This is a genomic window from Campylobacter gracilis (assembly GCF_018374135.1).
Taxonomy (GTDB): Bacteria; Campylobacterota; Campylobacteria; order Campylobacterales; family Campylobacteraceae; genus Campylobacter_B; species Campylobacter_B gracilis_A.
Window position 1 is genome coordinate 23993 of record NZ_JAHAFS010000004.1, and the last position, 12966, is coordinate 36958.

A 12966-nucleotide genomic window follows, 5' to 3' on the forward strand; every position below is an offset into this window, starting at 1 on the left:
TAAATTTGGATAATCTAATAGCACAATGCAGCCAAAGGCTCGACGTTTTTTTAAGCTCGCAGCTTGGAATTTCGCGCAACCAAATATCAAACTTAATCAAATCCACAGCGGTCAGAGTGGACGGAGCCGTGCAAACTAAGCCCGGCTACAAGCTATCTGTGGGCGAGCTCGTGCACATCGACTACCCCGCGCCCGCGCCGCAGCAAACAAGCGCGGATAGGCTAAACTTCGACGTTGAAATTTTATACGAGGACGATGATCTGCTCGTGGTAAATAAGCCCGCGGGCCTTACCGTCCACCCCGCCGCAAGCGTCAAAGAACCCACGCTCGTGGACTGGCTCAAGTCTCGCGGCTATCTGCTTTCCACGCTCGGCGGCGAGCTTCGCGCGGGCATCGTGCACCGCCTGGATAAACTCACCAGCGGCGCCCTGCTCGTCGCCAAAAACAACGCCGCGCACGCCGTGCTCTCGGCGCAACTAAGCGATAAAAGCATGGGGCGGATATACCTCGCGCTCATCGACCTACCGCTGAAAGAGCCCTGCGTGATCGAGCGCCCGATCTCTCGCAACCCTGCAAACCGTCTAAAAATGGGGATCGTACCCGGCGGACGCAGCGCAAAGAGCGCGTTTTATGAAATTTTAAGCGGAGCGGAACTAAGCGAGCTTCAAAACTCCGCCGAGAGGTGCGATAAAATTTTAAGTACGAGCGCGAGCGATAGTACAGCTGCGGGCAAGAGCGCGGGGGCGGATGAAATTTTAAATAACCGCGCGGACAACGCAGATAAAATTTTAACCGCCAAAATGAGCGCAAATGAAACCAGAGCCGCCCGTCTCGCCGAGAATAAATTTTTAAATTTTAAAAATCCCGCTCAAAACTATAAGCTGCCGCCGATAAACCTAAAGAGCTTTAATCTCGTCGCGGCAAAGCTCTTTACGGGCCGCACGCATCAGATCCGCGTGCATTTAAGCTCGATAAATCGGCACATTTTGGGCGATCATTTATACGGATTTAAGAGCGAAAACGCTAAAATTAGCAGAATTTTGCTCCATGCCTATTTGCTCTATTTCATCCATCCGCGAAGCGGCAAAGAGGTGAAAATATGCGCGGGCTTGCCGAGCGAATTTCTAAATTTTACGACAAATCAAAAGGTAAAGGATGAAATTTATGAAAAAATTTTACCGACTAATGTTGAGCGCTACTTTAGCGATACTAGCGGCTGGCTGCGCTACGTATAGCGCGCCTAGCGCAAGCGACGAGAGCCTGCCGCGCGTAGAGGGCATTAGGACAATCACGAGCGACAATGAGATTGGGCTTGAGTGGCCTAGATATGACAGCAATACCGCCGTACTGGGCTTTGTCGTTTACCGAGCGCCTGCAAGCGGCGGCGAAGCCAAAAAGATCGCCACCATCGCAGATCCATACTCCACTCACTACGTAGATACGAGGCTGCAGCCGGGCACTTCGTATAAATATACGGTGCGCACATACGGCGCCAAGGGCGTTTCGGCTCCTTCTCCAGTCGCTATCGCAAGCACAGCAAAGATGCTAGAATCCGTGCCGTTTGCGCAGGCGATCTACGGGCTTCCGGGCCGCGTTAAGATCATCTGGCGTCCGCATCCGGATCTTCGAGTAAGCTCTTATCTAATCGAGCGCCGTCCTAAGGGAGGCGAGTCATGGAGCACGATTAAAGAGGTTCGCGGCAGACTTAGCGCCGAATATATCGACAATATCGATTACGGCGAAGGATATGAATACCGTATCACCGTCAAAACCGAAAACGGAGAGCTGTCCAAGCCTAGTGCAGTCATTGCCGCAGCGCAGGCAGAATAAAGTTTGCCGAATTTCATAACCCAAAGCGTGAGCCTGCCGCCGCTGCCGATTAAGCTCGGCGAGACCGAATTTTTAGAAACGGCACGCGGCAGAAATTTAACGCTCGTGCGAACCAGAAGCTTTGATAGCGAGTTTTTTATCACCCTAAAGCCCGGCGGCGGCAAAGTGATAGTAAAGGGCGAAAAGATCACCAAGCCCGCCAAAATCGGTCATCTGCAACGAGCACTCGAAATTTTTAAAGAACGCTTCTGCGGACGGATCATCTCGCAGGCGTTTGCTTACAAAGACAGCTCGCTCACCGAAAAAACACCGCTGATTTTGGACGAAAATGAAATTTTATCCCTCGTAAAAAGCTCTAAATTTAATAAAATTTTTATCGAGATCGGCTTCGGCTCGGGCAGACACCTGCTTCATCAAGCGCGCTCAAATCAAGACGCGCTGCTAATCGGTATCGAAATTTACAAGCCCGCGATCGAACAGGTCGCAAAGCTAGCGATCCGCGAGGGGCTGCAAAACATCGCTCTCATAGCCACCGACGCGCGGGTTTTGCTAAGCCTGCTTTCCGCGGGCTGCCTGCAGCGCGTGTTTTTGCACTTCCCCGTGCCGTGGGATGACGCGCCGCACCGCCGCGTCATAAGCGACGAGTTCGCCTCACAGATCGCACGCACGCTCGGGCGCAGCGGCCGCTTTGAGCTTCGCACCGACAGCGAGGAGTACTTCCTCTACGCGATGCAAAAGCTCTCGCCCTACGTGCAGCGCAAAGCGGGCGAAATTTCGCACTTCAAAAACCGCGACGCCGCCGTAGCGAGCAAATACGAGGATAGATGGCGCAAAATGGATAAAGACATCTACGATCTGATCTACGAGAACAAAACCGCGGGCCGTGGCGAGCCGCAGCGGTTTGAGATGGAATTTTTAAAATTTGACGCGGCGGCAATCGCGCGAAATTTTAAAAATTTCACCTTCAAAGGCGAGGATTTTTTCGTGCATTTTGAGGAAATTTTTTACTTTGACGCGCAAAAAAGCTTGGACGCGGACTGGGCTTGCACCGCGGGTGGTGGCGTAAATTTTTATGCAGGCAGTGGCTCAAATTTTACCTCAAAAACGAACTCAAATCCTTGTGCAAACTTAGATGGCGGTTTTATCTCGTACGAAGCAGGCGCCGACGGCATGTCCGAAGCCATAAATTTAAACGCAATGCGAGGAAAAAATTTAACTAAGCGCGCGAGCATGGATGAAATTTCGACAGACTGCGGTAAAATTTCAGCTGCGATACCCGCAGATAAAATTTCAGCTTGCGCGAACGCTACGCAAATTCTAAAAAAAGCAAGCGGCGCACTGAATACAAACCGCGCGGATGAAACGTGCGCAAAAGACGACACAAATTTAAACAAGGATCACTTGAGCGCAAACGGCATAGATTTAACGAGCGACGTTTCTGTCGCAGTAAGCGCTAAATTTAGCCGCCCCGCCCCGAGCGAAAAGCGCGCTTTAGCCTGCGAGCAGATCGCAACAAGCAGCGCGCTAAATGCTAGCGGCACGGAGGGTGCGCTTGCAGCTATCGACGCGACAGGTACGAGCACTACACCCGCAGCGATCGGCACAATAGATGCAAACAATGCGCCGAATTTAGACGGCTCATTCGCGGCGACCCGTGCAGCAAAAGCAAGCGCCGCATCAAATGTGATCCGCACAGACAAAGCAAACGTTACGAAAATTCTAAAAAAAGCAAGCGCCGCGCCTTGCAAAAATGAGCCGCAAGCCGAACTAAAAAACGAGCTAAACCACGCCGTCGAACAGCAAGCTGAATTACAAAATAAGTCAAACTCTATCAAGTCGCAAATCGGTCACCAAAGCGAGCCAAGCAATGACGAGTTGCAAGCCGAACACCAGGGCAAATTAAAACATGCCGAGCCGCAAGATGTGCTAATCCTGCTTTCGCTCGGGGCATTCGACTTTCCGCAGCAGTGTTTCATCCGCGCAAACGCAAGTGGCACGAGCTACTTCATCCGCCGCCCGCTTCCTACGCGCGAAAACCACGCGGCACATCAAAAAATTTCGGAGATATTTTCACAATGGCAGAGATAACGGACGATTACAACATCATCACCGCAGCGGGCCTCACGCTAGGCTACGAAAAGGCGGGCGCGGTCATCCAAGACGCGAGCTTCGGCATCGGCGCGAAGGACTTCGTCATCATCACGGGCAAGAGCGGCAGCGGCAAATCCACGCTGCTTAAGTCCTTCTACGGCGGCATCGACATCATCGGCGGCGAGCTGAATGTCTGCCTGTGCGATCTAAAAGGCATTACAAACTCCGATCTGCGCACCCTGCGCCAGCGCATCGGCATTATATTTCAAAACTACCGCCTGATCAACGAATGGACGATCGAGCGCAATATAATGCTTCCGTTAATGATAATGGGCTACAATCAGCAGGTCTGCCAAGACCAAGCCAAAAAGCTACTGCGCCACGTCGAGCTCGGGCATAAGATGGGTAAGTATCCGCTCGAGCTTAGCGGCGGCGAGCAACAGCGCGTGGCTTTGGCGCGCGCGATGGCGCATAATCCGCGCCTGCTGCTGTGCGACGAGCCTACGGGAAATTTGGACGACTACTCCAGCGCCATTATTTGGAATTTGCTGCGCTCGGCGTGCGAGTCGTGGAACGCCTGCGTCGTCATCGTGACGCACAAAATGCCCGCCACGCTGCGTTTTAGGCACCGACATTTTGAGATTAAGGACGCTAAAGTAAATGAAATCGATTAAAACCCATTTCGGCGTGATCTTTTCGCTCGTCGCGCTGCTTTTCTCCGTGCAGTTTGGAATTTTTATGAGTAACCTAACCAAAAGCTACGAGCGCTCGATCCAAAACGAATACAACATCGTGCTAGTCTCCAAAACCTCGCTCAGCCTGCAAGACGCGCAAAAAGCGGTACCGAAAATCAGCTCGATTAGCGAAATTTCGACCGCGGGCATCACCGAGCGCCTGAAGGGTAAAATTTCACAAAACGCCTTTGCCGAGCTGAGTAAAAATTTGCCTAAATTTTATAGCGTCAAGCTCGAAAGCTTCCCCGACGCCGCGCAGCTTGCCAAGATCGAGCAGGATCTAAAATCCATAGGCTCGCTCACGCGGGTTGAAATTTTTAAAAAGACCCATGATGAAATTTTTAAAATTTTATTGCTTATCAAAAGCCTTGTTTACGGCTTTGCGTTTCTCATCGTGCTTTTAGGCGTGATGCTAATTCACCGCCAGATGCGTATCTGGGTTTACGAACACAAAGAGCGCATCGAGATCATGGAGCTTTTCGGCGCGTCGTTTTTGATAAAAAGCGGCAAGCTCTACCGAATGGCGATAATAGACTCTTTCATCGCTACGCTGATCGTGACCTGCTTTTACATAGTGCTTCCAGGCTGGGAGGTGTTTTCGACCACGCTTAAAGGTATCGGCGATCTACGCACCGCCATAGTGCTGCCTTACGACGCGCTGATCCTTTTAGGCGTGGCTTTAGCGCTATCTATCATCGCGGTAAGTTTTGTGATGCTGCAAATCGGAAATAAACGAGCATGAAAAGGGCTTTTTTAGCGCCGCTTCTTGCGCTGGGGCTCGCCGCGGCTCTTACTTATGCCGCGCCCGCAAAGGGACAAAGCACGAAAGATAAGATCGCCAAAGCGGGTCAAGAGCTCAAAAGCTCACAAAAGGAGGGGATGCAGCTCTCGCAAAAGATCGATGAGATCGCAGGCCAAATCGTAAAGGAGCAGGAGGGATTTAAAAAGCGCGAGGGCGAGATCAAGCAGCTAAGCGACGCGATAGAGGGCTTAAAAGATCAATACGCCGCCGAAGCGCAGGAGCTTGAAAAGCTTAATAGCCAAAACGTCACGCTTCTTAGCGTGCAAAACGATCTGGAGAGCAAGATCGCAAGCGTGATCTCACAAGAGCTATCGTTTGATCTCATCACCGACGTAAATTCCACCACCACGCCCGATTCTATCATGGCTAGCGAAATTTTGGAGGGGCTCGGCGTCGTTATGAACGACGAGCTGAAAGGGCTGATCAAAGACTACGAAAATAATCAAAATTTTATCAACGAGCAGAACAAAAAGATAAAATCGATCCAGGCGAGCATGGCGGGCTACGACAAGAAAAAAACCGATCTTAATGCCAAGCAAACCACCCAAAAAGAAAAGCTCGCGCAGATGAAAAAGGACAAAGAGGACTACATCGCGAAGCTGGAGAAGATAAACGACGAGCAAGACGCCATATCTAAGACCCTACAGGAGCTTAAGATCATCGACGACGCCGAGGAGAAAGCCAAAGCTCAGAAGGAGGAAGCGGCACGCCAAGCAAAGCTTGAAGCGCAGAAGCAAAAGGAGCGCCAGGCGCGCGAAAAAGAGTACGCCAAAGCAAAGGCAGCTGCCAAAAAGGCGGGCAAGCCCGAGCCTGCGCCTCCTAGCGAGCCCGAGCCAGAAGTAAGCGAGCCCGCGGATGAGCGCGTAAGCAAGATCAACCAAAAGGTCAAGCAGTACGGCTCTAGCTATCAGTCCTCGCGCGTTAAAAAATACAGCGGAGCCAAGACCGCAGCGCCTTTAAACGGCGCGTATTTGAAGCGAAAATTCGGCAACTACAACGATCCCGTGTATAACATCAAGCTTTTCAACGAAAATATCGTGCTGGGCTCAAACAGCGGCGACACGCAGGTTAAGGCGGTGCTGCCGGGCAAAGTGGTCTTTGCCAAAGAAACCGCCGTACTCGATAAGGTCGTGATCCTAGAGCACAGCGGCGGCATCCACACGATCTACGCGCATCTAAATCAGATCCCGCCTACCGTGCGCGTCGGCTCCAATGTCAAAAAGGGCTACATCATCGGGCGCATCGGCTCGGATCTGACCTTTGAGGTGACGCAGCAGAACTACCACATCAACCCGCTCGATCTCATCAGCCTGAGGTAAGCGTGAAAAATTCTAAATTTAGCGGATCTTGCGAGGATGCCGAAAGTTTAAATTTAAGCGAGCAGAATTCTTTAAAAGAGCAAAATTCCGCCGCTTCAAATTTGAACGATGAAAGCTCCGCTGCTGTGACAAGAAATTCTAGCGGCGAGAATTCAACCTCGGCGTTAAATTTGAATGACGAAAATTCCAAAGCGGCGTTAAATTTAAACGATCAAAATTTAAGCAGTCAAAGCTCTGCCGCCGCAGGTATTGTCGCCGCGTCAAATTTAGATAGCGAGAATTCCGCCACGGGAGCCGCTGCATTAAATTTTAAAAATAAAAATTCCGCGATAACGGACGTCATAGCGACATCAAAAACGATGGCGGGCGCCGCAAAAACAGGAAGCTACAACGAGCGTCGTAGAAGTAAAAACGACGAAAACAGCGCAAAACGATATTGAGATTACAAGGGTAGCGGAGGAAATAATGATAGCAGAGATGGCACCGACAAAAGAAGCAGAAGCGGTGAGACCGCAAATCCAAGAGCTTACCAATTTTCTTAGTGAATACACCGCCAAGATGCTTAGTATCGGTACTTACACCGCGCGTATAGAGCACTGCGTGCGCAGGATAGCGGACGCTTACGACTATGAGGCTAGCCTGATGATCTTTGTGCGCCACTTCATCATCAGCGTGATGGATCCTGCGGACAACTCTATCCGCCGCACCTACGTCAAAACGGGCGCTGCGGCGCAGATCAGCTTCGATCTGATCTCGGAGCTAAGCGCGCTTAGCTGGGAAATTTACGATGAGAAAATTCCCCTTGCGCGCGCTAAAGCCGCATTTACTCAAATTTTAACCTCGCAGAAGAAAAGCTTTGCCAAAACTCTCGTTCTGCTCAGCGTCGCAAACGCCGCATTCTGCGAGCTGTTTGGCGGTGACGGCGGCGCGATGGCATTAGTTTTTGCGGCTACCGCTTTTGGAATTTGCGCTCGTTATCTGCTTAGCAAACTTAAAATCAACCTAAAAATCCAATACATCGCGGTTTCGTTCGCAGTCTCCTTCATCGTCTCGCTAGGCGCTCGCTACGGGCTTAGCGCCACGCCCGACGTAGCCGTGGGATCGAGCATATTGTTTTTGATCCCCGGCGTCTGGCTGATCAACTCGGTATTTGACATCCTAAACGAAAATATGCTCGTAGGCATCAGCAGAGGGCTAAATACGGGGCTTTTGATCATCTGCATCGCGATCGGGCTTTTTCTAACGCTTAGCATCTCAAATTTGGGGCTCGTAAATGTTTGATATAGCGCTTTCGGTATTTAAGGACGCCTGCTTTGCCGCTGCGGCGGGGCTGGGGTTTGCGTATGCGTGCATGCCGCCTAAAAAGACGCTCATTTTCTCGGCACTGCTTGCAGCGGTTGCGCATTCGTGCAGGTTTTTGCTGATTCAAAGCCAAATTTTTTCGATCGCCGCCGCGACGCTTTTTGCGTCGTTTCTGATCGGCATTTTGGGGATGCTCTGTGCCAAGCGCCTCAAGGTGCCCGCAGAGATCATCGCCTTCCCCGCACTGCTTCCGATGATCCCAGGCATCTACGCTTACAAGACGGTTTTGGCGCTGTTTTCTTATATCAAAGCCGCGGGCGCACAGCAGAAGCTCGCCCATCTCATCTCGTTTTTCGACAACGCCCTCGCCACGGTCTCGATCTCGCTGGCGCTCGGCACGGGCGTTTCAATAACGCTGCTAATTTTCTACGAGCAGTCCTTGATGATCACTCGCGGAGCAAGAGGCAAATAACGCTAAGCAAGAAATTTTAAGCAGACGCGGGCGGGTAAATTTAAATTCTTCGCTAGCGAGGTAAAATTTTATAAATTTACCGCCCTTTCTGCGAATGTAAAATTTAGTTATATTCTCCATTTATCGCCCATTATTCGATATTTGTTTTATTGTTTTCTCTTTTTCATCGTAGTAATATCCCATATAGCTCAAAAGCATATTTCTGTAGCCCAAGATATATTTAAAGCTCTTATCTATCAATATGATATAAAAATCATATGTTGCATAATTATCTCTATATTTGAAAGCTATTTTATTGAATGGACGGCTAGTGTCTATATCGCTATTTTCATAAATTTTATAAGTCATGCAAAATTCTTCCAAATTATTTTTAAAATTTCCATTTTCTTCGCGATTAAGTGGTTTATATAAATTAAGAAATAATAAATTTATAGGGATTATGAGCGATGCTTCGATATTATTAATATCTATATTTGGATCTTGTAGATCTATCTTATACTTATAAACTCCATAATTTATTATTGCTTTATCCATATCGCTTTCGCTAGCAAAATATAGATTGTATCTTAAATCCCCGTTTTCCGAAACCAAACTTTCCTTGTCTTCCCAAGGATATACGACTTCGGTATTAAAAATTTTTTTTATCTATATAGGTCTCGGCATCTTGTATCGCTTTGCCGTTTCTACAAATTTTTGAGCCCAAATTCATAAGATAATCTAAATTTAATCTTTTATCTATCTTGTAAAATTCGCATTTATCATCGGGGCGTTTATTCCCATGACATTTATTATAGATGCGTGTTAAATAATCTTTTAATTCTATATCTTTAATATCTTCTTTGATGTGAATATTTTTATATTCTGTTCTGATATCATCTATTTTTTTAGCGATTTTTTCTTTAGAAAAGTTTTCGCTCTCATGCATCTTTTTAAGCATACACTTTAACGCCTTATCCTTAAGCTGTATATCGGTAAGATTTCTATCCAGATCGCATACCCACTCATACGGATCGGTTTTAATTTTTTCGGCTGAATTTGGGTATTTATACTCCGCGATAATCGAAAGTATCGCGCACAAAGCGCATATTATTATGATGCAGACCAAGCACAGATAATATCTCGTTTTCAAATTTCGCTCCTAAAATTTTCCGCAATATACCTCACATAGACTTAATCTGCGATAATTTTAGTATGCCTCAATATCGTTAAATCAGGGCTTTTCTTGATCCGCTTCGGCAAATTTCATCTCAATGCTTTGTAGGTATTCGGCTCTCTTGCGCCGCTCATCTCGCCTCTTGCCGCGAAGGTAAAATTTAATTATATCCTCCATTTATCGCTCATTATTCGATATTTGTTTTATTGTTTTCTCTTTTTCATCGTAGTAGTATTTATACAACAAGTTGTATTCTAGGCTTTTGTTAAATTTCATATTTTTATCTATTACTATAAATAGGAAGCTATAATTAACATGGAGCGGTAGATATTCTATAGGCGTCTTAAAATCATCTATTTTATAACTCGCTTCATCAATTTTTATTCTATTTTTAAATAGTTCATACCTATGGCAAAAAATATCATAATTTGGATTACTCGGCTCAATATATGCATAAAGACTCAAAAATATCGAATTTATTGGTATAACAAATACAATATCCGTATGGTCAAAACCAAAACTCTTATCAATCTCTAATGAATTGTTAAAAATTTTTTCTGTTAATATAATTTCCCTAGATTCCCTATCCCTATAACTATCCTCATCAATATCATTAAAAAATATTCCGTACTTTAAGGAGCCATCTTCCAAAACCAAATTTTCCTTATCTTCCCAAGGATATACGACTTCAGTATTAAAAATTTCTTTATCTATATGGGTTTCGGCATCTTGTATCGCTTTGCCGTTTCCGCAAATTTTTGAGCCCAAATCCATAAGATAATCTAAATTTAGCCTTTTATCTATCTTGTAAAATTCGCATTTATCATCGGGGCGTTTATCGCTATGGCATTCTGAATAACGGATCTCTACGCCGCCGCCGATTTCGTTGGCCGTATCGCCATATTCCTTTTTAACTGCTTTAATTCGTCTATCATATTCTCTTTTATTAAAGTTATAAAAAAGTGCCAATCTTTAAGCATGCACTTTAGCGCCCTATCTTTAAGCTGTATATCCGTAAGATTACCATCTAGATCGCATACCCATTCATATGGATCGGCTTCTTCTTTTTCGACCAAATAAAATATTATGCCGGAAGCGCATATTATTATGATGAAAGCCAAGCACAGATAATATCTCGTTTTCAAATTTCGCTCCTAAAATTTTCCGCAATATACCTCACATAGACTTAATCTGCGATAATTTTAGCATGTCTCAAATATAGTTAAATCAGAGCTTTTCTTGATCCGCTTCGGCAAATTTCATCTCAATGCTTCGTAGGTATTGGGCTCTCTTGCTCCGCTCGTCGCGCCTCTTGCTGTGAGGGTAAATTTAGCTGAGCTTTTCTGACTTAAACGCCCTTCTTGCCGTCATATAAAAGCCACTAAAGATAAAAAGCGCCATACAAAGCGAGACAATCGACCATAAAATTTTACCCGCTAGCCCGAAAAAATAGCCCGTATGTAGCTGATAGTTCGCGTCTTTAAACTCGCCCACGGTGATACCGTCCGTCTGCTTCTGCTGTGCGACTTTGCCCTCCTTTAGCTTCACGCTCGCGCCTTTTGGACGGGCGGTAGCGGGCGCGTCGGGCTCATAATACCTGACGCCGATCTTATCTCCGGATGCGAGCATTAGGGTAAATTCTTTATACTCTATGCCACTTGATCTGAATATCTCATAAGCCCTCTGCGCGTCGCTAAATTTATACGTAGCGGGCTTTTTGCCCTCCTCTTTAGCAGGTGCGGCGGCGTGATCTTTAGAAGTGGCGGCTTTAGGTGCGCTAGCTTGCGGCAAATTTTGCGAGCTTACAAAAAGCTTCATCACAGCATCGTTATACCAGCCGTACGACCAGTTAAGCCCGGTTAGGCAGATAAGCAGGTAAATCACCGCACTTAGCGAGCCTAGGCTCGTGTGTAGGTTATAAAAAAGAGCGTATTTTTTGAGTTTAAAATTTGGCCTTATAGCTTCGATAAATTTACGCCTAAGCCTTGGGAAATGCAGCCAGACGCCGCTTATTACGAGCAGTATCATCGCCACGGCGCTCGCGCCTACGATCTGTTTACCGACCTCAGCTGCGGTTTTGTTGCCGCTTAGCGCTAGGCCCAAATTTCGATGCAACGCCATCACCGTTAGCACAAAGCCCGTGCCGCGATCCTTGCCAATGATCTGCGCAGTGTATGGATCGACCAGATACGCATCATTTCTGTTTGCGTAAATGACGAAGGCTTCATCATCGCTTTTGGGCACGACGAGCCTTACGGGCTGCTTAGCGCCTATTTGCTCGCTAAAGCTTTGCAGAATTTTCTCTACGCTTTGCATTTCGCCCGTTTTTTCGACCTTTTTAGAGTCCGCGTTTATTAGCGCCTCAAGCTCGTGCTGATACGACAAAATCGCGCCCGTAGTGCCAACGATAAGCAGCGGTATAGAAAAAACGATCGATAAAATAAGATGGACGTTAAACAAAATTTTATTGCGCTTCAAAAGCGAGCTCATTGCAGATCCTTGCGAGATAAATTTAATCTTTATTTGATTGAGGTTCGCAATTATATTGTGCAATTTTAAATATTTAGATAATTATCATTAAGATTTAGGCTGCGAAATTTTAAGGCGCGCTATGGCATAGCAAGAGCGCCTAGGCACTTCACGAAACGTAATAAACCGCGTGCTGCAAGATCTAAAAGCTAAAAATTTAATCTGCCTTTTGCGCGGCAAGATACCGCAAAATCTTGTGAAATTTAAAAATTTAAATCTGCGTCGCGCCGTATCTTAGGGCGCTTTAACCCGTAGCGAGGCGCACATTCAAAGTGCTTTATCCCGCGCGCACCGTATTTCAAAGCGCCTAGCCCGCATCTTGTGCGAGCTAAACGGCGAGCCGCTACGCTACGGCGTAAATTCTAACGTCGGGATCTTTTTCGAAAAACGGGCTTAGCTCGCGCGCGACGTCGTTTTTGAAAAGCTCGCTGCTAAGATAGGCGTTTGCGCTCTCCACGCTATCGAAGCCGTGGAGCACCTGCACATCGCTATCACGCACCAAAAGCTCCTTTGATTTCGCGCCCGCGACGCCGCTTAAAAACGGCCCCTTGTATTTTGTATAAACCCCCGCCGCGGCGGCCCTGTTCGCATCTGCGATAAACATAGTTATCTGTAAATACGCCTTAATCATCTCTTTCTCCTTATGAAAAATTTCAACTTAAACTCGCGGCTTCGTAAGCTTAAATCGGGCGGATTATACGCAAAAGCAAAAATTTTTTAAACAACATAGGTAG

At 47.0% G+C, this 12966-nt stretch carries 14 protein-coding genes; 9 read left to right on the forward strand and 5 right to left on the reverse strand.

The window, feature by feature from the left end; all coding sequences use genetic code 11:
* Window positions 1–5 precede the first annotated feature (5 nt).
* From KH703_RS02675 to KH703_RS02715, 9 genes are read left to right on the forward strand one after another with little or no spacing between them, the layout of a single operon-like run.
* Entirely contained in the window at window positions 6–1235 is a 1230-nt protein-coding gene (locus KH703_RS02675) for an RluA family pseudouridine synthase (protein WP_304293897.1), read from the forward strand.
* A complete protein-coding gene (locus KH703_RS02680; protein WP_304293900.1) occupies window positions 1165–1830 on the forward strand; it encodes a fibronectin type III domain-containing protein in 666 nt (221 codons plus the stop codon). Before KH703_RS02675 ends, KH703_RS02680 begins: the two co-directional genes overlap by 71 nt.
* A 3-nt stretch (window positions 1831–1833) precedes the next feature.
* Window positions 1834–3918: a tRNA (guanosine(46)-N7)-methyltransferase TrmB gene (trmB, locus tag KH703_RS02685; RefSeq protein WP_304293902.1), complete on the forward strand. Its 2085-nt coding sequence runs from the start codon at window positions 1834–1836 to the stop codon at window positions 3916–3918.
* Window positions 3906–4595, forward strand: coding sequence for a cell division ATP-binding protein FtsE (locus KH703_RS02690; RefSeq protein ID WP_295152369.1), 690 nt, complete (start codon window positions 3906–3908; stop codon window positions 4593–4595). Before trmB ends, KH703_RS02690 begins: the two co-directional genes overlap by 13 nt.
* The gene (locus tag KH703_RS02695) at window positions 4582–5397 is read left to right on the forward strand and encodes a hypothetical protein (RefSeq protein WP_304293907.1); all 816 of its coding nucleotides are present in this window, start codon (window positions 4582–4584) and stop codon (window positions 5395–5397) included. The genes KH703_RS02690 and KH703_RS02695 overlap by 14 nt, the downstream gene beginning before the upstream one ends.
* The gene (locus tag KH703_RS02700) at window positions 5394–6776 is read left to right on the forward strand and encodes a murein hydrolase activator EnvC (RefSeq protein WP_304293909.1); all 1383 of its coding nucleotides are present in this window, start codon (window positions 5394–5396) and stop codon (window positions 6774–6776) included. The genes KH703_RS02695 and KH703_RS02700 overlap by 4 nt, the downstream gene beginning before the upstream one ends.
* 2 nt (window positions 6777–6778) lie before the next feature.
* Window positions 6779–7216, forward strand: coding sequence for a hypothetical protein (locus KH703_RS02705; RefSeq protein WP_304293910.1), 438 nt, complete (start codon window positions 6779–6781; stop codon window positions 7214–7216).
* Between the two features lie 25 nt (window positions 7217–7241).
* Window positions 7242–8057: a threonine/serine exporter family protein gene (locus KH703_RS02710; RefSeq protein ID WP_304293912.1), complete on the forward strand. Its 816-nt coding sequence runs from the start codon at window positions 7242–7244 to the stop codon at window positions 8055–8057.
* A gap of 1 nt (window position 8058) precedes the next feature.
* Window positions 8059–8550: a threonine/serine exporter family protein gene (locus KH703_RS02715; protein ID WP_304294090.1), complete on the forward strand. Its 492-nt coding sequence runs from the start codon at window positions 8059–8061 to the stop codon at window positions 8548–8550.
* A 120-nt stretch (window positions 8551–8670) separates the two neighbouring features.
* On the opposite strand, the gene KH703_RS02720 is transcribed toward KH703_RS02715, so the two are convergent.
* From KH703_RS02720 to KH703_RS02740, 5 genes are all read right to left on the reverse strand, one after another.
* Window positions 8671–9141 (reverse strand): hypothetical protein, encoded by a 471-nt coding sequence (locus KH703_RS02720; protein WP_304293913.1) that lies wholly within the window; start codon window positions 9139–9141, stop codon window positions 8671–8673.
* A gap of 37 nt (window positions 9142–9178) precedes the next feature.
* On the reverse strand, window positions 9179–9679 hold the full coding sequence (locus KH703_RS02725; protein WP_304293915.1) for a hypothetical protein: 501 nt from the start codon (window positions 9677–9679) through the stop codon (window positions 9179–9181).
* A gap of 201 nt (window positions 9680–9880) precedes the next feature.
* Window positions 9881–10672: a hypothetical protein gene (locus KH703_RS02730; RefSeq protein WP_304293917.1), complete on the reverse strand. Its 792-nt coding sequence runs from the start codon at window positions 10670–10672 to the stop codon at window positions 9881–9883.
* Between the two features lie 360 nt (window positions 10673–11032).
* Window positions 11033–12193 carry a PepSY domain-containing protein gene (locus KH703_RS02735; RefSeq protein ID WP_304293919.1) on the reverse strand — a complete coding sequence of 387 codons (1161 nt, stop codon included), beginning with the start codon at window positions 12191–12193 and terminating at the stop codon, window positions 11033–11035.
* A 382-nt stretch (window positions 12194–12575) separates the two neighbouring features.
* A complete protein-coding gene (locus tag KH703_RS02740) occupies window positions 12576–12863 on the reverse strand; it encodes a hypothetical protein (RefSeq protein WP_304293921.1) in 288 nt (95 codons plus the stop codon).
* Window positions 12864–12966: the final 103 nt, after the last annotated feature.